A 24,580-nucleotide genomic window follows, 5' to 3' on the forward strand; every position below is an offset into this window, starting at 1 on the left:
CGATTAAGTCGGACGGTAACAGGCGGTTTCGGACGAGGCGAGAGTCGTGACGCACCGGTGATCGGTCCCACAGCGCAAGCAATGCGGAACTTCCGCGCAACGCCGGATGGTTCAGCGACGGAACCCCCGCCGTCGTACCGGCAGATGCAGCAGGTCCGTGCCCAGCACCGTCGACCCGCCGAAGGCCGCCCGGCGGGCGCTGTCGCGGAGCAGCCGTCGCCAGGTCGCGTCGGAGACCACCGTCTGCCGGCCCGGGCCCAGGTGGGTGGCGACCAGGGTTCCCGCGTCCGACTCGGCGGCGATCCGGCCCAGTTGCGCCACGTCCGTATGGGTCGAGAGGATGTGGTCGATCAGTGCCTGGGGCAGGCCGAGGCTGGCGAGTCCCGCCGGGTAGAGGGCTTCGTGCACCAGGACGTCCGCCTGTGCCGCGAGCGTGATGATGTTCTGCGTCGGTGCGGTGTCGCCGGAGAAGACGACGCTGCCGTGGTCGGTGTCGAAGCGGTAGGCGTAGGCGGGGAACACCGCGCCGTGCGGGACGAGGACGGCGGTGACCTTCATGTCGTCGTTCTCCATGACGGTGAACGGTGCCATGGCCGGTGCGGAGTTCGTCGCCGAGGCGCCGACGCCCGAGGGCGGGAGTACGTCGTGGACGTTGAGGAGGGTGGCCGGGTCGATGCCCGCGTGCTCGGTCATGAAGAAGGTCGGTGAGGCCGCGTACGCCTGGCCGGCCAGCTTCGTCATCTCGACGGTGCCCGGCAGGAGCCCGGGGGCGCCGGTGACGGTCGAGGCGATGCCGGCGGAGCCGGGGCCGTACACGTCGATCGCGGTCTGGAAGCCCTGGACGCCCGCGACGCCCGCCGACAGCATCGGGAACGAGTAGTAGTCGACGATGTGGTCGGCGTGCAGGTGGGTCAGGAAGATCCCGGCCAGCGACGGCAGCGACAGTCCGGCGCGCAGATACTGCGTCACCGCTCCCCGTCCGCAGTCGATCACATACGTCTTGCCGTTGACCGTCAGGGCCGACGAGATGCCGTACCGGGTCGCCAGGGGCGGCGGGCCGCCGTTGGTGCCGAGCAGCGTCACGGACAGACCTGCTCCAGAGGACACGGAGCCGGTGTTCGTCACCGCCGCGGCCGGCTCGGTGGCGAGCAGTGGTACGGCGACAGCGGCGGCAGATGCGGCCATCGCGCCCAGCATCGTCCGGCGGGACGTCGGTTCACCCAAGGGTTCACACATGGAGAGACAGCTCCTTCGCGGCTCGATTCGCGTTGCCACAGTGGCCACATCGAGCACAGCTGTCCACCAACCGGTAGAAAATATGAGCTACCGGTGCGAACTATAAGATTTCGTGCCGCGCAAGTGTCGGCGGCTGTCAACGGCCGATCGTGGGAATCGGGTTCGCCGCGAACCACTGGGCGAGGTAGTCCAGGAAGACCGTGATCTTGCGCTGGGTACCCGGCCCGGGCCCGTGGATCGCGTAGAGCGGCCGGTCGGGTGCCGCCAGTTCGGGCAGCTGGACCTGCAGGGCCCCGGAGACGAGATCGTCGTAGGCGGACCGCTGCGGCAGCAGGGCGATGCCGCGCCCGTGGACGGCCGCCTTCTGGAGTGCGATGTAGGAGTTGGACGAGAAGGCCACGTTGCGGATCTTGTGCAGCGTGGAGGTGGGGCCGTGGCCGATGCGCCAGACGGGGTCGTTGACGTGCACCAGGCAGTCGTGGGCGGCCAGGTCGTTGGGGTGCGTCAGGGGGCCGCGTTCGTCGATGTACGTTTTCGACGCGCACAGGACGAAGGGCAGCGAGGCGATCTTCTTCAGCCGGACGTTGGAGTCCCGGAGGTCCCGCGTGTGGAACGCCAGGTCGAAACCACCGTCCAGGAAGTCGTACGTCCGGTCGGACACGCCTCCCAACTCGAACCGGATCTGGATCTTCGGGTGCGCGGCGGAGAACGCGGCGATGGCGTCCCCGAGGTCCAGGCTCCCAATCCACTTCGGGCAGATGATGCTGAGCACGCCCTCCGCCCTGTCGTGCAGATCCGCGATGCTGGAATCCTCGGCATCGATCTCCTTGACGATGCGGGCCGCGAACTCGGCGTACCGCAGGCCCGGTTCGGTCAGGCTCACCGAGCGGGCCGTGCGGTTGACCAGCCGGACGCCGACCTGCCGCTCCAACTCGGCGACATGCCGCGACACAAGTGATCCCGACGACCCGAGCGCTTTGGCCGCGCCGCTGAAACTGCCGAGGTCGGCAACGATGACGAAACAACGCATGAGAAGCAGACGGTCCATGGCGGTCCTCCGGTCGTCCACGGCACCGGTGTCCCTCCGGGCCGCGTCGGACATGGGCGATGCAGTCGGGCGAAGACCGTAAGGGTCATATCGGTCAACACGCCTACGTCACTATATCGATCTAGTGACGGCAACGGAACCCCCTCGCGACCGCGAGGCCGGAGGCGAGTCGGATCCCATCCGTGGCAGCCGACGAACAACCGGCGCGCTACGGCGCGACGGCGAGGGAAAGCCCCTGGGGAGACCGCGGCCCGTGCGCGACTCGCAAACATAACTTGTTGCCGATGCGCTTCCGCGTGCCTGCCGACATGCACACACTTTCGGCCATTGACGGGAATCGGTCCACGAACTGGGCCTTTGTGGTGTGAGGTGCCGCCGCGGCGCGAGCCGCGGACCAGGGCCGAACGCGCTCCTCTCGTATCTTCTCCGCCCGCGCAGTGACGGTGGGCGGTTCCAGACACCACCAGCGTCCACTCAGCGAAGTACGGACGCTCGGCCATGGAGGCATAAGCAATGACGCTTATCAGAAAGAAGTGGCTGGCCTCGTGCGCGGCTGTCCTCGCCACGTCGGCCATGCTCGCAGGCTGCGGCAGCTCCGACTCCAACTCCGGTTCCGGCTCCACCACCTCGGGCAAGGACGGTTCCGCATCGGGGCTTGCCACGGCCGAGAAGAACGTGGCGGCCCTGCAGGCCATCGCCAAGACCTATCCCGTCCCCACCGCGAGTGTGCCGGGCGTGGACAAGTTCAAGGGCCGCAAGGTCTTCTACATCCCGATCGTCCAGCAGGTGCCTGCCTTCGTCGCTACGGCCGGATCGACGAAGCAGGCGCTCTCCGAGGCAGGCCTCTCGCAGCAGGTGTGCGACGGCAAGGCCCAGCCGACCGCGATCGCCTCCTGCATCCAGCAGGCGATCACCGCGGACGCGGCCGGGATCATCCTGGACGCGATCCCGTACGGCATGGCGCAGAACGCCCTCGACGCCGCGAAGGCCAAGGGCATCCCGATCGTCATCGCGGACCAGAATCCTCCGACCGGAGTCAAGAACAGCAACCAGGTGAGTTATGTGCCGGGTGCGAGTTCCCAGGCCAGCGCGATGGCCTGGTGGATCATCGCCGACTCCAAGGGCAAGGCGAATCTGATCATCGCGCAGAATGCCGACAGCCCCACAGCCATCAAGATGGTGGCCGACTCGCTGCCGATCTACAAGAAGTACTGCCCCGGCTGCAAGGTCACGGTCAAGGAGATCACTGCCTCGACGCCGGCCCTGCTGGCCTCGAAGGCGAGTTCCAACGTCCTGAGCAACCCGAATGCCAATTACTACTACACCGAGTTCGAGGACAGCCTCCAGGCCACCCTCCAAGGCGTCCAGCAGTCGGGGCGCTCTTCGAGTATCTCCGTGTCCACAGCGGCCGGTTCGGTGAACGGACTGGGCCTGATCAAGACCGGTTCGGTCAAGGCGGTCGTGGCCGCGGACCAGCTCTACATGGGCTACGGCGTGACCGACGAACTCCTGCGCATGATGACCGAGTCCGGGCCCATCGACGAGGCCCAGCCCATGCGGCTGTTCACCAAGGAGAACATCGGCAGCATCAAGGTGACGGCCGCGGCCCAGGCCTCGGGTGAGTGGTTCGGCGACGGTTCCTTCCAGGCGGACTTCGCGAAGCTCTGGGGCATCGGGTGACGAACGAGGCGCACACCGTGAGCGCCGGCTCGCGCACCGACCCGCCGGACACGGCACCGCTCCATCGTCTGGAAGTGGCCGAGCTGTCCAAGGCGTTCGGCTCGACCCGAGCGCTTCGCGAGGTCCATCTGCGGATCGCCCCAGGAGAACTGCACGGGCTGGTCGGCCAGAACGGGTGCGGGAAGTCCACCCTCGTCAAGATCCTCACGGGCGTGTACGCGCCCGACCCGGGAGCGTCCATCGCGGTGGACGGACGGCAGTTGGCGCTGCCGGTCCGCCCGATGCAGCAGCGCGAGGCGGGAGTCTCGGTCGTCCACCAGAACAGCGGTCTGGTGGACGACCTGACGGTGTGGGAGAACGTGCGGCTGGGGCACTACCGGGCAGGCCGGCTCTCACGGCGGATCAACCGCCGCGAAGAACAGCGGGCGACCGAGCGGGTCCTGGCCCGGCTGGACCGACCCCTGGATGTCGGCCGCCAGGTCGGACAGCTCTCGGCGGAGGACCGGGCCGTCGTCGCCATCGCCCGGGCGGTGCAGGACCACCGCCCGGGGGGTGGGCTGATCGTCTTCGACGAGTCGACCCGGGCACTGGGCAGGTCGGCGCGGGCCCGTTTCTTCGAGCTGGTGCGGTCGCTGGTCGACGAGGGCACGTCGGTCCTGCTGATCTCACACCAGTTGGAAGAGGTCGTCGAGGCGACCGACCGCGTCACGGTGCTGCGTGACGGCGCCGTGGTCGAGGCGGGCCTGCGCACGAGCGAGGTGGACGAGGTCTCGCTCACCCGCATGATGCTCGGACGTCACCTCGTGACGCACGGGCGGGTCGGGAGCCAGGTCAGGGACAAGGTCGTCGCCTCGGTGCGGGGTCTCGCGGTCGGCCCGGTGACCGGCCTCGACCTCGACATCCGGCGCGGCGAGATCCTCGGACTGACCGGGCTGATCGGCTCAGGCTTCGTCGAGACGGCGGAGGCACTCGCGGGCGCACGTCCGGCCGACGTCGGCACCCTGTCGGTCCACGGGCGCGACCTCGCGCTGGACCGGAAACGTGGCTGCACCGAGGAGTTCGTGGACGCGGGGGTGGCGTTCGTACCGGAGCGCCGCCTGGAGGCGGGAGTGGCCGGCGAACTCTCGGTGGCCGACAACCTGACACTCCCGCGTGTGCGCAGCCGCGGCGGCCGACTGCGGACCGGCTCGGCGTGGCAGTCCGAGGAGACCGCCGCGATGATCGCGAAACTCGACATCCGGCCGCCCCACCCACAGGCGCCGGTCCACACCCTGAGCGGCGGCAACCAGCAGAAGGTCCTGCTGGGCAAGTGGCTGGCCGGCGCACCGAACCTGCTGGTGCTGCACGAACCGACGCAGGCCGTCGACGTCGGCGCCCGCCACGACATCATCGACGCGATCCGGGAGGCCGCGCGGGACGGCTGCGGAATCGTCCTCGCCTCGATCGACCCCGTCGACCTCGCCGTGCTGTGCGACCGGGTGCTGGTGTTCCGCGACGGCCGGGTCGCCAAGGAGCTCAGCGGCGAACTCGAACAGGACGCCATCGTCCACGCCGTCTTCGGCGACGACACAAAACCTCAAGAAGAGGGGCAGAGCGACTGATGGACGTCACCAGCCAGCAAGACACCGACACACCCCCTGCCGCGCCGAAGGCGGCGCGAACCGGGAAGCCGACATCGACCTCCGCCCTTGCCGTGCATTTCGCGTCCCGCTACTCGGTGATCGCCATCTGGGTGGCCATGATCGCGGTGTACGCCGCCGCGGAGCCGGGGGTGTTCCTGACCAAGGGCACCTTCCAGACCATCTTCGGCTCCCAACAGGCCCTGGTGTTCCTCACCATGGCCCTGCTGTGCACCGTCTGTGTCGGGGAGTTCGTGGACCTGTCGGTCCCGGCGGTCTTCGGGTTCTCCGCCACGATCCTGCCCGTTCTGGTCGTGGAGCACGGGTGGGGAGTGTGGCCGGCGGCGTTCGTCGCCGTCCTGGGCGCGATCGTGGTCGGCGTGGTCAACGGCCTGCTCGTCGTCGTGGTCGGGGTGAACACCATCGTGGTGACCCTGGGAATGGGCACCCTCGTCGGCGGCATCGCCCTGTGGCTGTCGCACCTCAACACGGTCAGCGGTCTGCCGACCGGGTTCGGCAAGATCGCGTTGTACTCCGTGGGCGGGCTGCCGGTCTCGTTCTACTACGGCGTGGTGCTGGTGGCAGGTTTCGCCTATCTGCTGGCGTGCACACCACTGGGCCGCCACATCCGCTTCGTCGGAGCCAACAGAGAGGTCAGCCGCCTCTCCGGCATCCGCGTCAACCGGATCCGCTTCGGCTCCTTCGTCGCCTCCGGCGCCCTGTGCGGTGTCGGCGCGGTCATCTCCGTCGCGGCCCTGGGCGGCTACAACCCCACCACCTCCGACACCCTGCTGCTGCCGGTCTTCGCCTCGGTCTTCCTCGGCACCGCGATCGTCCTGCCCGGACGCTTCAACCCGATCGGCACCTTCATCGGCATCTACTTCCTGGCGACCGGCATCCTCGGGCTCCAACTACTGGGGCTGGAAGCGTGGGTCTCCTCGGTCTTCTACGGCGGTGTCCTGGTGGCAGCGGTCACCATCTCGACCTTGCTGCGCCGCCGCGGTCCATGACCGGCTCGCCGACACCAGCTTGCAGGCACCTAACATGGCCGGTGTGAGGATGACAGCGACCGACCGGCGACAACTCATCACCCGAGCCGCGGGTGAGCTGTTCATCGCGCGCGGCTACGCCGGTGTCTCCATGGAGGACGTCCTGACGGCGGTGGGCGGGTCGAAGGCGACCCTCTACCGCTATTTCACCGACAAGAGCGCCCTGTTCCGCGCGTCCGTGGAGGCGCTGTGCGACGAGTGGTCCCAGCCGCTGCACGCGTTCACGCCGGATGGCGCAAACCTCACCGACACGCTCGTCGCACTCGGTGAACACTTCGCCGGTCTCGTCCTCACACCCGAGGCGATCGCCCTGCACCGCCTGGTCACCGCCGAAGCCATGCGCATTCCCGGGCTCGGGGAGGTCTTCGCGGAGCACGGGCCGAACGCGGGTCACGCGGTGCTCGGGCGTTGCCTCCAACAGGCCTGCGACGACGGGCTGATCAAGGTCGAGGACCCGCTGCGAGCGGCGGAACAGCTCTACCAGGCCATGCTCGGCCACGCCCAGATGCGACTGCTGACGGACGCGCCGGTCAAGCTGACCGACGCCGAGGTCCATGCGTCCATCAACGAGGCGGTACGGGTCTTCCTGCACGGCGTCTCCGTCGCCCCGGTCTGACCTTCCCCGCGGAGCCCGCCGTAGCCGGCACATGTCTTGCCCCCGAAGCGTACTGGACCGTACCGTACAGTCGCCCCGAGTGTCAGGCGTGAAGGGACGGCCGATGCCGACGACGATCCGAGCCGAACATGTGGGAAGTCTGCTGCGCCCCGAGGAGTTGCTGGCGGCGCGTGCCGCACACCGGCGCGGCGCACTGTCCGACAAAGAGCTCGCGGAACTGGAGGACCAGGCGGCGACCGCCGCGGTGAAACTGCAACAGGACGCCGGGATACAGGTCTTCACCGACGGCGAGGTGCGCCGGGACGACTTCATGGCCTCGGTGGTGGAGACGGTCGGCGGGCTGGAGCCCGCCGAGGAGTCGTCGGCCCGTCCGCGCTGGATCCGTGACAGCGACGGCGCCGAACTCGACGGCGACGTCGCGTCGGTGGCCATCACGGGACCCTTGTACCGGCGGACGCCGCTGTCCCTCGCGGAGGCGCGCTGGCTGTCCGCGAACGCACCGGGACCGTTCAAGATCACCATGGCGAGCCCGACGATGGTGGCGGGCTTCTGGCGGCCGGGGGTGTCGGAGGACGTCTATCCGACCCGACGGGACGCGGTGGCGGCACTGGCCGACATCTACCGCCAGGACATCGCCGACCTCCTCGACGCCGGCGTCTCCTGGCTCCAGCTCGACTCGCTCGCCTACTGGGCCAACATCGACCCCGAGGCCGCGCGGATGCGCCGGGTGACGGACCTGGAGGGGCATCTCTCCCACATCATCGACACGGACAACGGCCTGATCCGGTCCGCCCATTCGAGGCGCCCCGGCATGACCGTGGCCATGCACTTCTGCCGGGGCAACATGCGCAGCGCCTGGTCCGCCCGGGGCGGCTACGAGCCCATCGCCGAGCGGGTGTTCGGCGAGGTAGAGGTCGACCGCTTCCTCCTGGAGTACGACACGGAGCGCTCCGGCGGCTTCGAACCGCTGCGCTTCGTGCCGCCCGCGAAGACCGTCGTTCTTGGGCTGGTGTCGTCCAAGGTGGCGGAGCTGGAGTCGGTGGACACGCTGCGTCGGCGCATCGACGAGGCCTCGCAGTATCTGCCGCTGGAGCAGCTCGCTCTCAGTCCGCAGTGCGGGTTCGCCTCGACAAGTCAGGGAAATCTGCTGGCCGTTGACGACCAGCGCCGCAAGCTGGAACTCGTCGCCGAGACGGCACGTCTGGTCTGGGGCTGACGGCGGCCTCAGACACCGCAGCGGCCTGGGCTCAGGCGCCGGGGCGGGCGGCGAGCAGTTGGTGCGGCTTCGCGTCGTAGGGCGAACCGTTGGACGCGATGGTCAGCAGCCTCTCCGCCTTCAACTCGGTTTCCTGCCACTCCCGTTCGGGGTCCGAGTCCCAGGTGATGCCCGCTCCGGCGCCGAAGTTCAGGCACTGCCGGGCCCGGTCGATCCAGAACGTGCGGATGCCGACGGCCAGTTCGCCGGTGCCGCGATCGGCGTCGACCCAGCCGATGCCGCCGCAGTACGGTCCACGGGGTGCGGTCTCCAGGGCGGTGATGATGCCGAGGGCGCTCTCCTTCGGGGCACCTGTGACGGATCCGGGTGGGAAGGTCGCCGCCAGCAGTTCGGGCCAGCCTGCTCCGTCCCGCAGTTCCCCGCGCACCGTGGAGACCAGGTGGACGAGTCCGGGATGGCGTTCCACCGCGCACAGGTCCGGCACGGTGACGCTGCCGGTGGCGCACACGCGCCCGAGGTCGTTGCGGACCAGGTCGACGATCATCACGTTCTCGGCGTAGTCCTTCTCCAGGAGATCCGCCTCGGTGCGCCCGGTGCCCTTGATGGGGCCCGACTCGATCACGCGTCCTTCGCGGCGCAGGAAGAGCTCGGGGGAAGCCGTAGCCACCTCCAGCCCCAGGCCCGGCAGTCGGACGAACCCCGCGTACGGCGCGCGGTGGCGCGCCGCCAACCGGTCGGCCAGCGCCTCGATGTCGGCGTCCGCCGCTATGGGCGCCGACAGCACGCGGCAGAGGTTGGCCTGGTACACCTCGCCGCGGGCGATGTGCTCGCGGATCCGCCGCACGCCCTCCGTGTAGCCGTCGCGATCCAGCGACGTGGCCCACTGACCGGGGGCGGGCCCGTCCCATCGGGCACCTCGGACGGGGTGCCGCGCGGCGGGTCGTACGTCCCGGAAGCGGGCGCAGGTCAGACGCCCTTCGAAGTCGGCTACGACGGCCCAGAAACCCTCGGAGTCGAGCGCGGCGGGGTCACCGGTGACGTCGATCAGGCCGGTCGCCACCCGGCCGCCGAGCCGGGCCAGCGGCGGGAGTTGCCTCATGTTCGGCACCTTTCCTGAGCGCGGACGGACAGCGCGGGTACGCATCACCGCTCTGGGCGCCGACTGCCCAACTCGCTTATGCGGGCACGGTCTTGGGCACGGCATTCCACTCGGCCGCACGAAGGGTGTTGACCATCAGCATGGCGATGGTCATCGGGCCCACCCCACCCGGTACGGGGGTGATGCGGCCGGCGACGCCGTCGAGTTCGGCGGCGCGGACGTCGCCGGTCAGGCCCTCGGGGGTGCGGTGGATGCCGACGTCGATGACGGTGGCGCCGGGCTTGACGTGCTCGGGTCCGATGAGGCCCCGTACTCCGGTGGCGACGACGACGATGTCCGCGGGGCGGGTGACGGCTGCCAGGTCGGCGGTGAACTCGTGGGCGACCGTCACCGTGGCACCGCGCCGCAGCAGCAACTGGGCCAGGGGGCGGCCGACGAGTTCGCCCCAGCCGACGACGGCGACGCACGCACCCCTGAGTTCGACGCCCTCGGTGTCGAGGAGTTCGATGACGCCGCTCGGTGTGCAGGGGCGCAGTCCTCGTTCGCCGCGGGCCAGTCGGCCGGCGCTGGCCGTGGTCAGGCCGTCGACGTCCTTGGTCGCGGGGATCCGGTCGATCAGGGCCGCTGCGTCGAGGTGGGCGGGCAGCGGCAGTTGGAGCAGGATGCCGGAGACATCCGGGTCTGCCGCCAACTCGTCGATGACAGCGGCGACTTCCTCCTCGGGAGCGAGCGAGGAGAGATGTCGGTGGAAGTCGCGCATACCGGCCTCGCGGATGGCGCGGCGTTTGGCGGCGACGTAGACGGCGCTGGCCGGGTCGTCGCCGACCAGGATGGTCGCCAGACCGGGCACCCGTCCCGAGGCCGCGGTCTCGGCGACCCGTTCGGCGACCCGGGCCCGGATGTCACGGGCGATCCGGGCACCGTCGATGGTGGTTGTCATGATGGCGAACCGCTTTCTGCTGGTGAACACTTCGCCCGGTGAAGAGGACTGCCTACGAGGACTGCCTGCCGAGGTCGCGGCGGGCCGGCCCCGGATGTGCAGATGTACGGCACCTGGATCGCGCGTCGGACGCGCGGGGCCTGCCGGGTCCACCGCCCCCGGCAACCCGGGCGCGACACAACCGCCGTTCCCTGCAAGGGTGTTGGGCCGACACGTGGTTCAGGCGAAGACGATGGTGTGCCTGCCGTTGCGGATGACCCGGTCCTCGGCGTGCCACAGCACCGCGCGGGAAAGTACGGCGCGTTCGACGTCGGCGCCGCGACGGGTGAGGTCGCCGGCGGTGTGGGCGTGGCTGACGCGCACGACGTCCTGCTCGATGATCGGGCCCTCGTCGAGGTCCTCGGTGACGTAGTGGGCGGTTGCGCCCACCAGTTTCACCCCGCGTTCCTTGGCCTTGGCGTAGGGACCGGCGCCGATGAAGGCGGGCAGGAAGGAGTGGTGGATGTTGATGATCGGCACGCCGACCTGCTCGATGAAGTCGCCGGAGAGGATCTGCATATAGCGGGCGAGGACGACGAAGTCGACGTTGTCCTTGAGTAGCCGCAGGTGCTCCGCCTCGGCGGCCGACTTGTCCGCCCCCATGGACGGGACGTGGAAGAAGGGGATGCCGAAGCCGCGCACCTCCTCCGCCGTGTCCGGGTGATTGGAGATCACCATGGCGATGCTGACCGGGAGTTGACCCTGCCGGTGCCGCCAGAGCAGGTCGAGCAGACAGTGGTCCGACTTGGACGCGAAGATCGCCACCCGCTTCGGCACGGACAGGTCGCGCAGGGTGTAGCTGAGGCCGTACGGCTTCACCAACTCCTTGTCGAAGTCGGCGCGCAGACCGGGCAGTTCGGCCCGTAGGCCGTCCAGTCCGAAGACGGTGCGCTGGAAGAAGGCGCCGCCCTGCGGGTTGTCGGAGTACTGGTCGAGGGACACGATGTTGGCGCCGTGCCGCCCGAGGACCGATGTCACGGCGGCGACGATGCCGGTGGCGTCGGCGCCCTGGACGATCAGCGACGCCTGGTGCCCCGCTCCCCCGGTCTTCTTGGCGATGCCGGTGGGCGCGGCCTGCGTGACGGTCATACGAGGTTGTCCTTCCTGAACTGTGCGATCCACTCGGACGTGGCCCGCAGGCCGCCGAAGGTGTAGAAGTGGATCTTTATGTCTCCGTGGCGGGCCGGGTCGTAGCCGTCCGCGAGTGCGCGCAGGAACTTGTCCGGGCCCGCGGTGCCCATCAGGTTGGTGATGGACAGGCCGTACTTCTTGGCGATGGAGGCGCTGGTGCCGACGCCGAACCGGGTGGCGTACGACATGAGACGCCGCACGCCGGCCGGCCCCGGGACGCCGATCCGGACGGGAAGCGTGATGCCCTCGGCGCGGACCTTCTCCAGCCAGGCCAGGACGGGATCCACGTCGAAACCGAACTGGGTGATCACGCTGCCGTCGAGTTCCTGCTCCGCGATGGACGCGCTCTTCTCCCGCAGCGCGGACCACAGCGCGTCCCCGGCGATGTCCGGGTGGCCCTCCGGGTAGCCGCTGATGCTGACGTGCCGGACCCCGTACTCCCGCAGCAGTCCCGTCTCGATGAGCGCGAGCGAGTCCTCGTAGGGGCCCTCGGGTCGGGTCGGGTCGCCGCCGACGGTGAAGACGTTGGCGCAGGTGCCGTCGGCCCTCAGGCCGGCGAGGAACTCCTCGAAATCGGCCTGCGAGCCGAGCCGTCGGGCGGAGATGTGCGGCACCGGCACGAAGCCGAGGCGTTTCACCGCCCGGGACGCCTCCAGCCGCATGCCGAGGTTCTCGTTGCCGAGAAAGGTGACGTTGATGCGGGTGCCCTGCGGGATGAAGTGCCGGGCCTCCTCCAGCTTCGGGACGTCCTTGCCTGTCATCTCCAGGGAGAAGTCCTCCAGCAGCGATGTGCTCACCGCCGCCGAGGCCGTGCTGAGGGGGTTCATCGTGCTCCTTGTCGATAGGGAGGGGGCGGCCGGACGCGTGACGCTGCCTCCGGCCGCCGAGAAACTCCGGCGATGTCCAGCGCGCCCCCAGGGGCGCGGGGAACTGCGCGCCCAGCCCCCCACAGGCCCGCAGACGACTCACCGGCATCCAGCGGAGCTACCCGCGCCGGTACTCCGTGCGCGCGTGCCGGTCGAACGGGCTGGCCTGAACCGTGGCGCGGATGCGCGGGAACCCGAGGTCGGCCTCGGGGTCGGTACCGGGGCCGGGGTGCTCGCCCCAGACCACGGTCACCTCGGTGCCGGGCTCGGCGTGCGCGGAGTCGATCAGCGTCTGCGCCAGCACGGTGCCGACCGGGTCGATGGACGCGGTCTGCATGGTCGTGCCGACCAGACCGGCCGAGGTCTCCACCCGGTGGCGGGCGTAGGTGAGGACGAAGCCGGGATCCTCTCCCCCGCCGACGACCCGGCGCACGTCGTCGGCGTCGAAGACCAGGGTGACCTTGGTGCGGCGGGGCTCGTCCTTCGCCTTGAGCAGGGCGTCGCGGCCATGGAAGTCGTGCCCGAAGTGGATGAGCCGGCCGTAGCCCAGCTCGTACGGGGAGACGTAGAAGTCCTCGATGTTCTCCGAGAAGTAGCTGCCGTTGAGCGGGCGCTTGCCCTCGATGCCGAACAGCGGCAACCAGGCACGGTATTCCGCGAGTTCGGGGTCGCCGTAGATACCCGGGACCGGCGACGGGATCCAGCCGCTCTCCACACTCGGCGTGGTGTACGCCAGCGCGCCGACCTGCACCAGGCCCAGCGGCTCACCGGCCTTGAGGAACGCCTCGTGCACATACCCCGCGTGCTCCCACGGGCCGATGAACTCGTAGCCCGCCTGCCCGGCCATACCGTGGCGCAGCGCCTCGAAGTCGCGGCCGTGCAGGGTGACCGGCGTGGAGTGGAAGAACTTGGTCTCCGGCAGCGGGCCGCCGAAGACGTTCTCGATCAGCTCCAGTGCCAGCGGACCCTGGATCTGGTAGCGGAACAGCTTGGGGTCACCGCCGCCGGGCCGGAAGGCGGAGGACGTGTCGGTCTCGAAGCCGACGTCGTAGCCGCCCTTCTCCGCGTGGTACTGCACCCAGTGCTGGGCGGCGGGGACACCGCTGAGGAGGTACTTGTTCTCGGCTCGCCGCAGGAGGATGCCGTCGGTGACGATCTTGCCGTCCCGGGTGACCGGTACGTACTGCTTGGCCTGGCCGATCGCGAACTTCTCGAAGTTGTTGGCGCCGTACTCGGCGAGCACGCGGGTGGCGTCGGGGCCCTCGATCCACAGGTCGTACATGTGGTGCGAGAGGTTGAGCAGTGCGACGCCCTCGTGCCAGGCCGCCTGTTCCTGGCGCCATCCGACGTACTCCCGCTCGACCACCTCGGGGGTCCACGGCTCGGCGTTCGGCTGCCACAGCAGACCGATGGGCGAACCGGCCTTGTCGATGCCGTCCTGAAGACTGGGGATTGCCATTGCGGCTCCTCTCAAAGCCATCTCCCCTGAAGCACTAAATCGATCTAGTGACGCGGCTCGTCACAATCGACTCACTTCGGGAGGAAAAGGTGGATCGCTAGAACGATCTAGCGCAAGCTAGCAGACGGGTTTGGAGCTTGGGGAGACTCGTGCAGCGCATTCTTTGATGGCTCCGCGCGACGGTCTCCGGACTCCGAGAACCGGCGGTCGCCCGCCCAGACTGCGGCCACACACACCGCGTGCAGGCTGGAGCGGACGTCGTGCACGCGCACGCAGAACGCGCCGGCCGCGGCGGCCAGTGCGGACACCGCCGCCGTCGCCGCGTCGCGGTCGCGGGGCACGGTATCGATGCCCGCCCGGTCGCTCAACGCGGCACCGATGAAACGCTTCCTGGACGCCCCCACCAGTACGGGAAAACCGGTGGCCCGCAGGGCGGGCAGATGCGTGAGGAGTTCCCAGTCGTGGGCGGCGCGCTTGGCGAACCCGAGTCCGGGATCAATGATGATGCGCCCCGGATCGATCCCGGCCGCGGTGAGTGCCTCCACGCGGCGCAGCAGTTCGGAGGTGACCTCGCCGACGACATCGCCGTAGACCGCATGGCGGTCCATCTCACGGCTAGGCGCACGCCAGTGCATCGCCACATACGGCACCTCGGCCGCCGCGACTACGGCAGCCATGGCGGGATCCGCCAGCCCTCCGCTGACGTCGTTGACCATGCACGCGCCGGCCTCGATCGCGGCGCGGGCGACTGCCGCGTGCATGGTGTCCACACTGACGGCCACCTCCGCGCGCACCAGTTCCCGCACGACGGGCACCACGCGGGCCAACTCCGCCTCCACCGGGACGGGTTCGGCTCCCGGCCGGGTGGACTCGCCGCCCACGTCGACCAGGTCCGCGCCCTGCTCGGCGAGCCGCAGGCCTCGCTCGACGGCCCGTCCGGTCTCGGTGTACCGGCCACCGTCGGAGAACGAGTCGGGAGTCACGTTCAGGATGCCCATCACCAGACATCGGTCGGGCCGCGGGAGCCCCGCCGGGCCTCTCGGGGGTGGTTGCGCGAACGCGCATCGCATGTCGATCATCGGTCGAACGACCTCCTCCGCCTGCGGGCCGTACGCCCTGCGAGCTGGAAAAGCTAAATCGATATAGCGAACACGTTACAACGGATCGCTAAATCGTTCTAGCCCTGGGCAGTTCAATTTCGTCACCTGTCATCTGACGCCTCCCCTCGACGTGGGCGCAGCGGTCGTGACCGACCAGAGCGCTGCGGCGCCAGACGCCGGAGGTGTCCCGCAACCGGATCTCGTCGCGATGGGCGACCACGTCGCCGACCGGCTCGGCGCGCAGTCGGGCGACCACATAACCGGCGGCCAGACCGGTGATGTCGCAGACGACCCCCATGGGCAGCAGCGAGCGCGTCTCGGCGATGGCGTCGTCCTCCCCCGCGCGCATCACCACGCGGACGTGCGGCGCGACGCCGTGTGCGGCGATGGCCACGGCCACGTTGTCCAGGTCGTCGGAGCCGACGGCGGCCAGCGCCCGGGCGTGACCGATGCGCAGCCGTTCCAGTACATGGCGGTCGCCGCCGTGACCGTCCATGACGGGAATGCCGAGGGTGCGCGCCAGCCGCGCGGTGGCGGCCTGCGGGTCGCGTTCGACGCCCACGACGGGGATGCCCAGCGCGCGCAGCTCGACGCAGAGCCGCATGCCGACCTGGCCCATTCCCACCACGATGACGTGCCCCGCGCGGGGCAGGGTGCGCGGACCGACCAGCCCGATCAGGCGCGGCCCGAGCATCCGCTCGACCACTCCCGCGGTGAAGAAGGCGGTGAAGACGACCGTGCTCAACATCGCGAGGACGGCGAAGAGTTGGTAGGCGTGGGCATCCGGTGGCGCGGCGGCCGGACCGACGCCGGCCACGACCCGGGCTGCCTCGAACAGCGCCTCGGACGGGCGATGTCCGAACGCCGTGAGCCACACCCAGTCGGCGGCGAGGACGACGAGCATCGCGAGCATGCCCAGGACGAGCAGCCGGGTGCCCGGATCGTGGGAGCGCAGCTGGAACCCGACCCACCTTCTGCGGTACCGGCGACGCCACTGCCCTGGCAGGGCTGATTCTTCTGCTTCCAGGACACCGTCACGCTCTCGGACGACCTGGACACATCCTCCGCGCCGGCGAGCGGCGACGAAGGAAGGATCCAGGCACGGGCCGGCCAGTGACGGCGCCGCGAGGTCGGCCGGCGAGGTGACATCGCACTGCGGCAGGAGGCGCGCGAGCTCGTCGGCGATCGTGCGATCGAAGATCGTGACGATCAGAGGTACGTCGGGCGCAACGTGCGCGACGGCCAGGGCGTAGCGCAGGGCCGCGACGTCGTCGTGGAGCAGTACGGCCACGCCCGCCGGCCGCGGTGCCAGCGCCGCGCGCAGTTCGGGGTCACGTGGACGCGGGAGGTGGCGCACCGCGTCGGACGAGGCGCGAAGGGCACCGCACACCCGGCCGGCCAGGTGCGTGTCACCTATGACGACGTACGAACGGACAGGGCCGTGATGCGTGTGACGCGTTGGATTCGAGGTCATGAAGTCGACGTCCTGCCTTGAGAGATGACGGAGATCCGGTGGGCAGCCGACCGCCTGGAGCTCGTCCGGGAAGCCGAGCCGGCCGTCAAGTGACCTTCGGCCGACGGTGATCGTCGAGGACGACCGACGAGGGAACTACGGCCGGCCTTCCGGTGGCGCCGCGGCGTACCACCGCTCGCCCGTCTCTTTTCCGACGGCTCGGCGCGACGACGCGAGGATACAGAGGGGCGCGGAACTCCCGATACGCGCCCGATCCGGGCCCCGATCCCCGCCGCGCCGTACCGTACGGTTCGGTGCCGTACGGGGCAAGACCATACGATCCGGCGGAACCGGCGCACTCGGCGTCTCGTAGCCGCCCGTGCCTCGCCCCCCTCGATCTCCTTACAATGGGTGAACACCGTGTCGCCGGGACTCAGGCGCACATGACAACGTCAGAGCAGGGGTGATGGGGACTTCCCGAAGAGTCACGCTGAACGACGTGGCCGCGGCGAGCGGAGTTTCTCGCGCCACCGTCAGTTTCGTTCTCAACGACGACCCTCACCAGACGATCTCGGCCGCCACCCGCGACCGGGTGAAGGAAGCGGCCCGAACTCTCGGCTACGTTCCGCACGGTGTGGCGAGAGCACTGCGCGAAGGGAGTTCCCGGGTCGTCGTGCTGAACATCGACGCGGGCATGGAAGGCGCGTACTCCCGCAGTTACATCCACGGGCTCGACACAGAGCTGGCCGCCCACGACCACGTCCTCCTGGTCCGGCACGGCCACCACACCGCGCAGTCCACCCAGCAGATCCTCGACGTCATCGTCCCCCGCGCGGTGATCCGCTTCGGCGAGACGTACCTCACCGGTCACGCCCTCGACGACCTGGGAGGCGGCTGGCGCAACGGTCTCGCCGCCCACACCGCTCTCCAACTCCGCCACCTCGTCGACCACGGTCACACCCGCATCGCCGTGGCGCTGCCGGACACGGAGTCACCGCTCGCGGCGGCCCGCCTCCGCTTCACCGAACACGCCGCGCAGAACCTCGGCATCCCTGTTCCGGTGTCCTTCATCGCCCCCCACGACCGGTCCGCCTGCGCCGACGCCGTCAACGCACTCCTCTCTCGAGCCCCCGAGGTGACCGCGATCGCCGGCTTCAACGACGACGTGGCCCTGCGCGTCCTCACCGCCCTGCGCGACCTGGGCCGACGCGTGCCGGAGGACACGGCCGTGATCGGCTTCGACGACAACGGCTACGGCGAACACGTCATCCCCTCGCTGACCACGATCAGTGTCGACGGCGAGGCCCACGGCCGGCTCAGCGCCAGGCTCGCCCTGGGGCTCGACACCAGTGGTCTGGAGCCCCCGCCCGCGCGGGTCGTCGTTCGCGAGTCGATCTGACGGAGCGGGCCACTCGACGGTTGCGGCTTCGCCGTCCCGTCGTGGTGACTGCGGTCTCCTTCGCAGGCCGGAGGTCCGCATCGTGACCGTGTGCCGTGTGCCGTGTGCCGTCTGCCGTCTGCCGTCTGCCGTCTGCCGTCTCCCAAGTGGTACGTGCTTCAGCCACGGTGATCGTGGAGACGGCGACATGGATGCCACCGACCGGCGGACCTACGCTCTCGCCGGCGTAGGCGAGCGCTACCTCCGGGTCTGCGGCCAGGCCCGGCTCCACGCGCACGCGTGCACAGCCGAGAGCGTCCGCCGTGATCGCTGCCGGCGCCGCTTCCCAAAGCACGCTCAGCCGTAGTCCCGTACAGCCATGAGTCCCGCCACCTTCGGTTCCAGCGACTGGGGTACGCCGCGCACGCTCCAGTTTTCACTGACGCCGAAGGCCTCCTGAACGCCTCGGCGGCCATCTGCTCCGGAAATCCGCGCTCCGGCTCTTGAGTGCGCCAGAGGTGTACCGTACCGTACAGTTCACCTCGCCGGCGAAGGCTCCCGCTCCTTCGGCGCGCCCGCCCGTTCGGGCTGTACCCATCAGCCGCGACACCCCCGAGCCGGGTCACTCACGACGCCAGGCGCCGCAAACGGCTTCGCCCGGCCGCCGCAACGGCCGGCCCCACGCCCTTGCCACCGCCTCACCCACGCATCGCGACGACATGGAGATACCGATGGCACACCTCGAAGACCAGATCCAGGCTGCCGGAGGCCCATTGGGCCTGCTCCGCAGCGGCCGGTCCGGCGCCTATCCGTTCCCGATCAAGGCAGAGTTCACCAACTGGCGTGACGAGCAGGAGAGTTGGCGCAACTCGGCGGCGCTGATGGACCTGTCCCACCACATGACCGACCTCACCGTCGAAGGACCCGACTGCTACCGGCTGTTGGCCGACGTCGGCGCCAACACGTTCCAGGGCTTCGGCCCGATGAAGGCCAAGCAGTTCATCGCGGTCAACCACGACGGCCACATGATCGGCGACTGCATCCTCTTCTGCCTCGCCGACCACCACGTCCGCCTCGTCGGCCGCCCGCCGGCCCTCAACTGGGTCCAGTTCCACGCCGAGACCGGCGGCTACGACGTCACTCTGCGGCGCGACGAACGCACCGCGCAGAACCCGAACGGCCGCGAGTTCTTCCGACTCCAGCTCCAGGGCCCGCACGCCTCGGCGATCTTCGAGAAGGTCAACGGCGGCCCCATGCCGGACATCCCCTTCTTCAGTATGGGCAAGTTCAGCATCGGCAAGCACGAGGTCACCGCCCTCAACCACCGTATGTCCGGCTTCCCCGGGCTTGAGTTCTTCGGCCCCTACGAGCGCATCGACGACGTGCGCGACGCCATCCTGGAAGCCGGCGAACCCTTCGGAGTCCGTCAGATCGGCGCCCGCGCCTACGCCTCCGTGGCCACCGAGTCCGGCTGGATCGCCAACACCGTCCCCGCCGTGTACTCGGGCGAGAGCATGAAGACGTACCGCGAATGGCTCGGTGTCAGGACCTTCGAGGCCAACCTCTCCCTCGGCGGCAGCTTCGCCTCCGACAACGTCGAGGACTACTACGTCACCCCCTGGGACCTCGGCTACGGCCACATCCTCAAGTTCGACCACGACTTCATCGGCCGCGAGGCCCTGGAACGCCGGAAGGGCGAGAAGCACCGCCGGAAGGCGTGGCTGGCCTGGCACCGCGACGATGTCGCCCGCGTCTTCGCCTCCCAGTACGAGCAGGGCGACCGGCGCTTCAAGCACATCGAGATGCCCGCCGCCTTCTACGCCGCCTCCCAGTTCGACCGCGTCGAGAGCAACGGCCGGCTCGTCGGCATCTCGACACTGTGCAGCTACACGTCCAACGTCCGCGGCTGGATCTCCGTCGTCATGATCGACGGCGACGTGCACTACGGACAACAGGTCGAACTGGTCTGGGGCGAGCCCGGCGGCGGCTCCGCCAACCCCACCGTCGAACGCCACTCCCAGACCACCGTCCGCGCCACCGTCACCCGCAGGCCCTTCGCCGGCGACAAACGCTGACAACGACCGTCTACGACCTCTCCCCCGCTCCCGAGCCCGTCCGCCCCGCACCTTCGGGCGGAGGGTCGTCCAAGCCCCGTCCGTCGGAAGGCGCACCGAGAACCCGGTGACCCGAGGGCTCGTCGATCAGGGCGGGGCACCAGGCAGGCGGCTCCCGCCTGGTGCCCCGCCCGCACTTCCCCAGCGCCCCTCCCCCACGACTGCGCGAGCACTCGCCCCGACGCAGAGACGGGACACCGATGACGCACCTGGATCCACTCCCCGGACAACCGGTCTCCGCGTTCGACACCAAGCGGGCCGAGGACGCCGTGCGCGAACTGCTGATCGCCGTCGGTGAAGACCCCGACCGGGAAGGACTCCGCGACACGCCCGCGCGCGTGGCGAAGGCGTACCAAGAACTCCTGGCCGGGTTGCGGCAGGAGCCCGAAGACGTGCTGACCACCGTGTTCGAACTCAGCCACGACGAGATGATCCTCGTCAAGGACATAGAGATCGTCAGCCTGTGCGAGCACCATCTCCTGCCCTTCCGGGGAAGGGTTCACGTCGGGTACATCCCCGCCGCGAACGGCCGGATCACCGGACTGTCCAAGCTGGCACGGCTGGTGGAGGTGTACGCACGCCGACTCCAGGTCCAGGAACGCCTGACCGGACAGATCGCCGACGCCCTGATGGGCATCCTGGACGCGCGCGGCGCCATCGTGGTCGTCGAGGCCGAGCACATGTGCATGTCGGCCCGCGGCATCCGCAAACCCGGGGCCCGGACGACGACATCCGCCGTACGCGGCCAACTGCGCCGGCCCGCGACGCGCGCCGAAGCGATGAGCCTCATCCTGACTCGCTGACCACAGCGCCCGTGATCAGTGAGCTCCCGCCACGAACTCAGCCTGCCGCGCCTGGGATTCACCTCGCAGCCCTCGCCGTCGGCGTGAGCGGAACCGCGGGAGAGCCCGGGAAGGCTTCGCCACCTGGCCGGCAACTCCTGGCGACCGATCCCGTCCACCTGGCGCGCCGCGAGGCATCGACGCTGGAGCCGACGGCCTCCTCGACACCTTCGGGCGCCCCGCGGTTCGCCGTTCAACGCAGCTGCCGACCCCGCTCCTTGACTTGGCCGATCAGCCCTCCGTATCGCAATACAGGGGCGCGGTATCCGCGTTGGCCTTGGTCACCAGACGGGCATCGATGTGTTCGATCTTGTTCGTCTCCTCCTTGCGGAGCAGGGCGAGCGTGTGTGTCACTGCCAGTGCTCCCAAGTCCCGGACCGAGTTGGAGACCGTCGCCGCGAACTTCCCGTCCTTGAGCGCGGCGAGTCCCTGGTCGGTGCCGTTGACGGTCACGATCTTCACGCCGTACGCGCCCGCCGCATCGAACGCTTGCCGCACACCGAAGGCCATGTCCTCGTTGGCTACGAACGCGTACTGGAGGTCGGGGTGAGCCTGGATCATCCTGGCCGCGGCGGCCTTGGCCGTCGCCCGGTCGAACATGCCCCGCTCGTTCCCCACCAACTGAACGTCGCCTGCCAGGTTCTTGGTGAATCCGTCGACCATCAAGTTGGACGATGTACTCCCGTCGCCGGAGATGACACCGGCCTTGACAGGTTTTCCGGCGGCGGCGGCGTCGACCCATTGGGCGTCCAACTTGCCTATCCCGGGCAGGTCGCTGATGACGGCACCAAGGATCTTGCTGTCGTCCGAAGGCGTCACCGCGATCAGACTGATGGGTATCTTCGCTTTCTGCGCTGCGGCGATGTCGGCGTCCAGGGCACTGGCGTCCACGCTGAGCAGGACGATGGCGTCGACCTTGTGCGCGATCATGTCCCGCACGTTGCGCAGTTCCGCGGACTTGCTCCCGTTCGAGTCGGCGGTCCGCAGTTTTGCCAGGTTGTTCGATGTGGTCTTCGTGATCGCCGTCTGCAAGCAGGCGTGGAACGAAGTGGTACCCCCATTGATGAACCCTAAGACGACTGGGCCGGTGGTGTGGGTGCTGTCGGTGGGATCCAGAGTGCATCCGGTTGCCAGGAGGCCGAGGCCAACGGCGGTTGCGAGCAGTCGTCTGTTGGACAGGGGCATGAGAAGGGAGCCTTTCTGCTGCGCGTGACGTCGGTGTCGAGGCAGACAGCGCTGGGCTGGACTGGTGCAGGGGAACCCTGCGATGGGGGACGAGGTACGGGGTTGTCGGCGGTACTTCGGGGTCGGCGTAGGCATCGCCGGTCAGCATCTGCACCGAGCCAGTACCGACCAGGCCGACGTTGGCCCAGCCAGGAACTGGAACGTTCTAGTGACAACGCAGAAAAATCCTTCTCCGCGTGATTGACATGATGGGGACGGGGGCAAGATCGATAGCCGAATTGGCCCAGGCGGAAGCTAGCAGAGTGAATCTCAGGGCGGCGAGGGCACGGTAGCGCAATCTTTGCTTGCGTTCCGCGCACACTTGCCCGTCCGCAACGCCTGATCCGGCGTCCTCACCAGCGTGGCCGCGTCGGCCGCCACCGCGGCCGGCATCGGATTCCTCACCCGGCAGGCCGCCAAGCGCTGATTCCGCGTCACGAGGGGTGGCGAACAAGCCAACGGGTGGCCTGACAAGGGCAGTTGGGGCCCACGGGGCGCATGAGTCGAGCCCCGGAGGAATAACGTGGGTGTCCACGACCGATGTTCGACGGTTTCGTGGTTTCGCCGCGTACGCACAGGAGCGTCCATGACTGATGAGGCAGCGAACTCCGAGCAGGATGCGCTTTCCAGGTTCGACACAACGGTGCCGCAGTCGGCCCGGATCTGGAACTACTGGCTGGGAGGAAAGGACAACTACGAGGTCGACCGGGTGGCAGGTGACGCGTTCCGCGAGATCTTCCCCGGCATCGAGACCGGAGCCCGCGCCGCCCGGTACTTCCTCGCCCGCGCCGTCCGTCATCTGGCCGCCGAGGAGGGCATCCGGCAGTTCCTCGACATAGGCACCGGACTGCCCAGCGTGGACAACACCCACGAGATCGCCCAGCGGGTGGTCCCCGAGTGCCGGATCGTCTACGTCGACAACGACCCGCTGGTGCTGGCACACGCCCGCGCGCTGCTCACCAGCACCCCGGAGGGCGTCACCAACTACGTCGACGCCGACCTCCGCGACCCGGACACCATCGTGCGGGAGGCCGCGAAGACGCTGGACTTCGACCAGCCCGTCGCCCTCATGCTGATGGGCATCCTCGGCCACATCGAGGACTACGACGAGGCGCGCTCGATCGTACGGCGCCTGGTGGCCGCCCTGCCGTCCGGCAGCTACCTCGTGCAGTACGACAGCACCGACACCAGCGAGGCCTACGTCGACGCCATCCGGCAGTACAACGAGGGCGGTTCGATCCCGTACATCCTCCGCAGCCCCGAGCAGATCGCGGGCTTCTTCGAGGGGCTGGAGCTGATCGAACCGGGCGTCGCGTCGTGCTCACGCTGGCGTCCCGACGACAGCGCCTGGGGCCTGCCCGCCGAAGTGCACCAGTACGGCGGCGTCGCCTTCAAGCGCTGAACGCACGGTCCACCCCCCGTCCGCCCACGTCCCGGATCACGTCTCCTGAAGGATGCGATGCAGGATCGTCGGAGTCTCGTCCGGCGATTCCGCCTCCACCACCAGGCGGTTCATGACATCCCAGTAGCACTCGATCTCGTTCGGCTTGTCGGGATAGAGGGCGGTGACGCGCTGCTCGAGGTAGACCATGTCGGGCAGCCGTCCGCCGGGCAGCCGCAGGATGGTCACCGGACCGGCTTCCGCCGCGTGGCCACCGGCCAGGAACGGCATGACCTGGACGGTGACCTGCGGAAGCCGGCAGATCTCGATGAGATGCCTCAACTGGGCCCGCATCGTGCGGATACCGCCCACCGGTCGGCGCAGCGCCGCCTCGTCGATCACGGCCCAGAGCTGTGCCGCCGGCCGCCTGCGCAGAATCCGCTGCCGTGTCATCCGCAGCTTCACGCGCCGGTCGAGCTCCTCCCCACCACTGCCCGCGTGGGCAAGCCTGATGGAGGCGCGCGCGTAGTCGGGGGTCTGCAGCAGCGGGGGAACGCGCTGGACCTCGAAGCAGCGGATGAGACTCGCCGCCTGTTCGGCCCCGAGGTAGGCCTGCGTCCACGGGGGCACCACGTCGTTGAAGTACTGCCACCAGGCAGGGGAGTTGGCCTCCTCGGCCAGTGTGAGCAGGGTGGCGCGCTCGGCCTCGTCCGTGACGCCGTAGAGGGTGAGCAGATCGGCCACGTCACGGAGTTTGAAGCCGTGCCGGCCGGCCTCCATGCGGCTGATCTTGGACCGGGAGGCGCGGATGACGTATCCCGCCGCCTCACGGGCGATGGCCAGGTCCTCCCGCAGATCGCGCAGCCGCGCGCCCAGTACCAGGCGCGCCAGCATCGGACCGGCCGACTGGTCGTCCAGGACCCCGCTGTCGGACGGTGTGGTTAAGAAGGCCTCATCGGAGCCCATGGGCAATCTCCCTGCGGTGAACGGGACCTTGCACGCGTACATGCGTTGAAGCCAGCCATCCTAGGGGCTGTCGGGTACCCGATCCCCGAGTCGTGCGAATGATCTCCGCCTTTGCTGCCAGGCC

General features: G+C 69.1%; 20 protein-coding genes. 9 read left to right on the plus strand and 11 right to left on the minus strand.

What is annotated here, in order from left to right; all coding sequences use genetic code 11:
- Positions 1-111: 111 nt before the first annotated feature.
- Together OO70_RS29225 and OO70_RS29230 are read right to left on the minus strand one after the other, a co-directional pair.
- The gene (locus tag OO70_RS29225; RefSeq protein ID WP_043677594.1) at positions 112-1,236 is read right to left on the minus strand and encodes an MBL fold metallo-hydrolase; all 1,125 of its coding nucleotides are present in this window, start codon (positions 1,234-1,236) and stop codon (positions 112-114) included.
- A 136-nt stretch (positions 1,237-1,372) separates the two neighbouring features.
- Positions 1,373-2,284, minus strand: coding sequence for a LysR family transcriptional regulator (locus OO70_RS29230; protein WP_043677763.1), 912 nt, complete (start codon positions 2,282-2,284; stop codon positions 1,373-1,375).
- Between the two features lie 513 nt (positions 2,285-2,797).
- Between OO70_RS29230 and OO70_RS29235 the strand changes: the two genes are divergently transcribed.
- From OO70_RS29235 to OO70_RS29255, 5 genes are all read left to right on the plus strand, one after another.
- The gene (locus OO70_RS29235; protein ID WP_043677596.1) at positions 2,798-3,964 is read left to right on the plus strand and encodes a sugar ABC transporter substrate-binding protein; all 1,167 of its coding nucleotides are present in this window, start codon (positions 2,798-2,800) and stop codon (positions 3,962-3,964) included.
- A gap of 17 nt (positions 3,965-3,981) precedes the next feature.
- Positions 3,982-5,565 (plus strand): sugar ABC transporter ATP-binding protein, encoded by a 1,584-nt coding sequence (locus tag OO70_RS29240; protein ID WP_043677766.1) that lies wholly within the window; start codon positions 3,982-3,984, stop codon positions 5,563-5,565.
- Positions 5,565-6,593 carry an ABC transporter permease gene (locus OO70_RS29245; RefSeq protein ID WP_051741709.1) on the plus strand — a complete coding sequence of 343 codons (1,029 nt, stop codon included), beginning with the start codon at positions 5,565-5,567 and terminating at the stop codon, positions 6,591-6,593. The genes OO70_RS29240 and OO70_RS29245 overlap by 1 nt, the downstream gene beginning before the upstream one ends.
- Before the next feature lie 49 nt (positions 6,594-6,642).
- Positions 6,643-7,248: a TetR/AcrR family transcriptional regulator gene (locus tag OO70_RS29250; RefSeq protein ID WP_234336963.1), complete on the plus strand. Its 606-nt coding sequence runs from the start codon at positions 6,643-6,645 to the stop codon at positions 7,246-7,248.
- A 103-nt stretch (positions 7,249-7,351) separates the two neighbouring features.
- Positions 7,352-8,464, plus strand: a complete 1,113-nt coding sequence (locus OO70_RS29255) for a cobalamin-independent methionine synthase II family protein (RefSeq protein ID WP_043677598.1) — start codon at positions 7,352-7,354, stop codon at positions 8,462-8,464.
- Positions 8,465-8,495: 31 nt separating this feature from the next.
- On the opposite strand, the gene OO70_RS29260 is transcribed toward OO70_RS29255, so the two are convergent.
- The 7 genes from OO70_RS29260 to OO70_RS29290 all read right to left on the minus strand — a co-directional run bounded on the left by OO70_RS29260 (position 8,496) and on the right by OO70_RS29290 (position 16,572).
- Positions 8,496-9,563 carry a chorismate-binding protein gene (locus OO70_RS29260; protein ID WP_051741711.1) on the minus strand — a complete coding sequence of 356 codons (1,068 nt, stop codon included), beginning with the start codon at positions 9,561-9,563 and terminating at the stop codon, positions 8,496-8,498.
- A 76-nt stretch (positions 9,564-9,639) separates the two neighbouring features.
- Positions 9,640-10,503: a bifunctional 5,10-methylenetetrahydrofolate dehydrogenase/5,10-methenyltetrahydrofolate cyclohydrolase gene (locus tag OO70_RS29265; protein WP_043677775.1), complete on the minus strand. Its 864-nt coding sequence runs from the start codon at positions 10,501-10,503 to the stop codon at positions 9,640-9,642.
- 219 nt (positions 10,504-10,722) lie between these two features.
- A complete protein-coding gene (gene purU / locus OO70_RS29270) occupies positions 10,723-11,631 on the minus strand; it encodes a formyltetrahydrofolate deformylase (RefSeq protein WP_043677600.1) in 909 nt (302 codons plus the stop codon).
- A complete protein-coding gene (locus tag OO70_RS29275; protein ID WP_051741713.1) occupies positions 11,628-12,500 on the minus strand; it encodes a methylenetetrahydrofolate reductase in 873 nt (290 codons plus the stop codon). The genes purU and OO70_RS29275 overlap by 4 nt, the downstream gene beginning before the upstream one ends.
- 157 nt (positions 12,501-12,657) lie before the next feature.
- Positions 12,658-13,998 (minus strand): aminomethyltransferase family protein, encoded by a 1,341-nt coding sequence (locus tag OO70_RS29280; protein WP_043677602.1) that lies wholly within the window; start codon positions 13,996-13,998, stop codon positions 12,658-12,660.
- 107 nt (positions 13,999-14,105) lie between these two features.
- A complete protein-coding gene (gene folP / locus OO70_RS29285; RefSeq protein WP_043677603.1) occupies positions 14,106-14,996 on the minus strand; it encodes a dihydropteroate synthase in 891 nt (296 codons plus the stop codon).
- A gap of 169 nt (positions 14,997-15,165) precedes the next feature.
- Positions 15,166-16,572, minus strand: coding sequence for an NAD-binding protein (locus OO70_RS29290; RefSeq protein ID WP_051741715.1), 1,407 nt, complete (start codon positions 16,570-16,572; stop codon positions 15,166-15,168).
- Positions 16,573-17,050: 478 nt separating this feature from the next.
- On the opposite strand from OO70_RS29290, the gene OO70_RS29295 reads away from it, so the two are divergent.
- The 3 genes from OO70_RS29295 to folE all read left to right on the plus strand — a co-directional run bounded on the left by OO70_RS29295 (position 17,051) and on the right by folE (position 20,846).
- The gene (locus OO70_RS29295) at positions 17,051-17,950 is read left to right on the plus strand and encodes a LacI family DNA-binding transcriptional regulator (RefSeq protein WP_234336957.1); all 900 of its coding nucleotides are present in this window, start codon (positions 17,051-17,053) and stop codon (positions 17,948-17,950) included.
- A gap of 710 nt (positions 17,951-18,660) precedes the next feature.
- Entirely contained in the window at positions 18,661-20,004 is a 1,344-nt protein-coding gene (locus tag OO70_RS29300; protein WP_043677606.1) for an aminomethyltransferase family protein, read from the plus strand.
- A gap of 239 nt (positions 20,005-20,243) precedes the next feature.
- Positions 20,244-20,846 carry a GTP cyclohydrolase I FolE gene (gene folE / locus OO70_RS29305; protein WP_043677608.1) on the plus strand — a complete coding sequence of 201 codons (603 nt, stop codon included), beginning with the start codon at positions 20,244-20,246 and terminating at the stop codon, positions 20,844-20,846.
- Positions 20,847-21,116: 270 nt separating this feature from the next.
- On the opposite strand, the gene OO70_RS29310 is transcribed toward folE, so the two are convergent.
- On the minus strand, positions 21,117-22,070 hold the full coding sequence (locus OO70_RS29310; protein WP_043677610.1) for a sugar ABC transporter substrate-binding protein: 954 nt from the start codon (positions 22,068-22,070) through the stop codon (positions 21,117-21,119).
- A gap of 625 nt (positions 22,071-22,695) precedes the next feature.
- Between OO70_RS29310 and OO70_RS29315 the strand changes: the two genes are divergently transcribed.
- Positions 22,696-23,511, plus strand: a complete 816-nt coding sequence (locus OO70_RS29315; protein WP_043677611.1) for an SAM-dependent methyltransferase — start codon at positions 22,696-22,698, stop codon at positions 23,509-23,511.
- A gap of 36 nt (positions 23,512-23,547) precedes the next feature.
- Here the strand turns inward: OO70_RS29315 and OO70_RS29320 are convergent, their stop codons facing one another.
- Entirely contained in the window at positions 23,548-24,456 is a 909-nt protein-coding gene (locus tag OO70_RS29320) for a helix-turn-helix domain-containing protein (protein WP_043677613.1), read from the minus strand.
- Positions 24,457-24,580 lie beyond the last annotated feature (124 nt).

Origin of the sequence: Streptomyces xylophagus (assembly GCF_000716435.1) — a bacterium.
GTDB lineage: Bacteria > Actinomycetota > Actinomycetes > Streptomycetales > Streptomycetaceae > Streptomyces > Streptomyces xylophagus.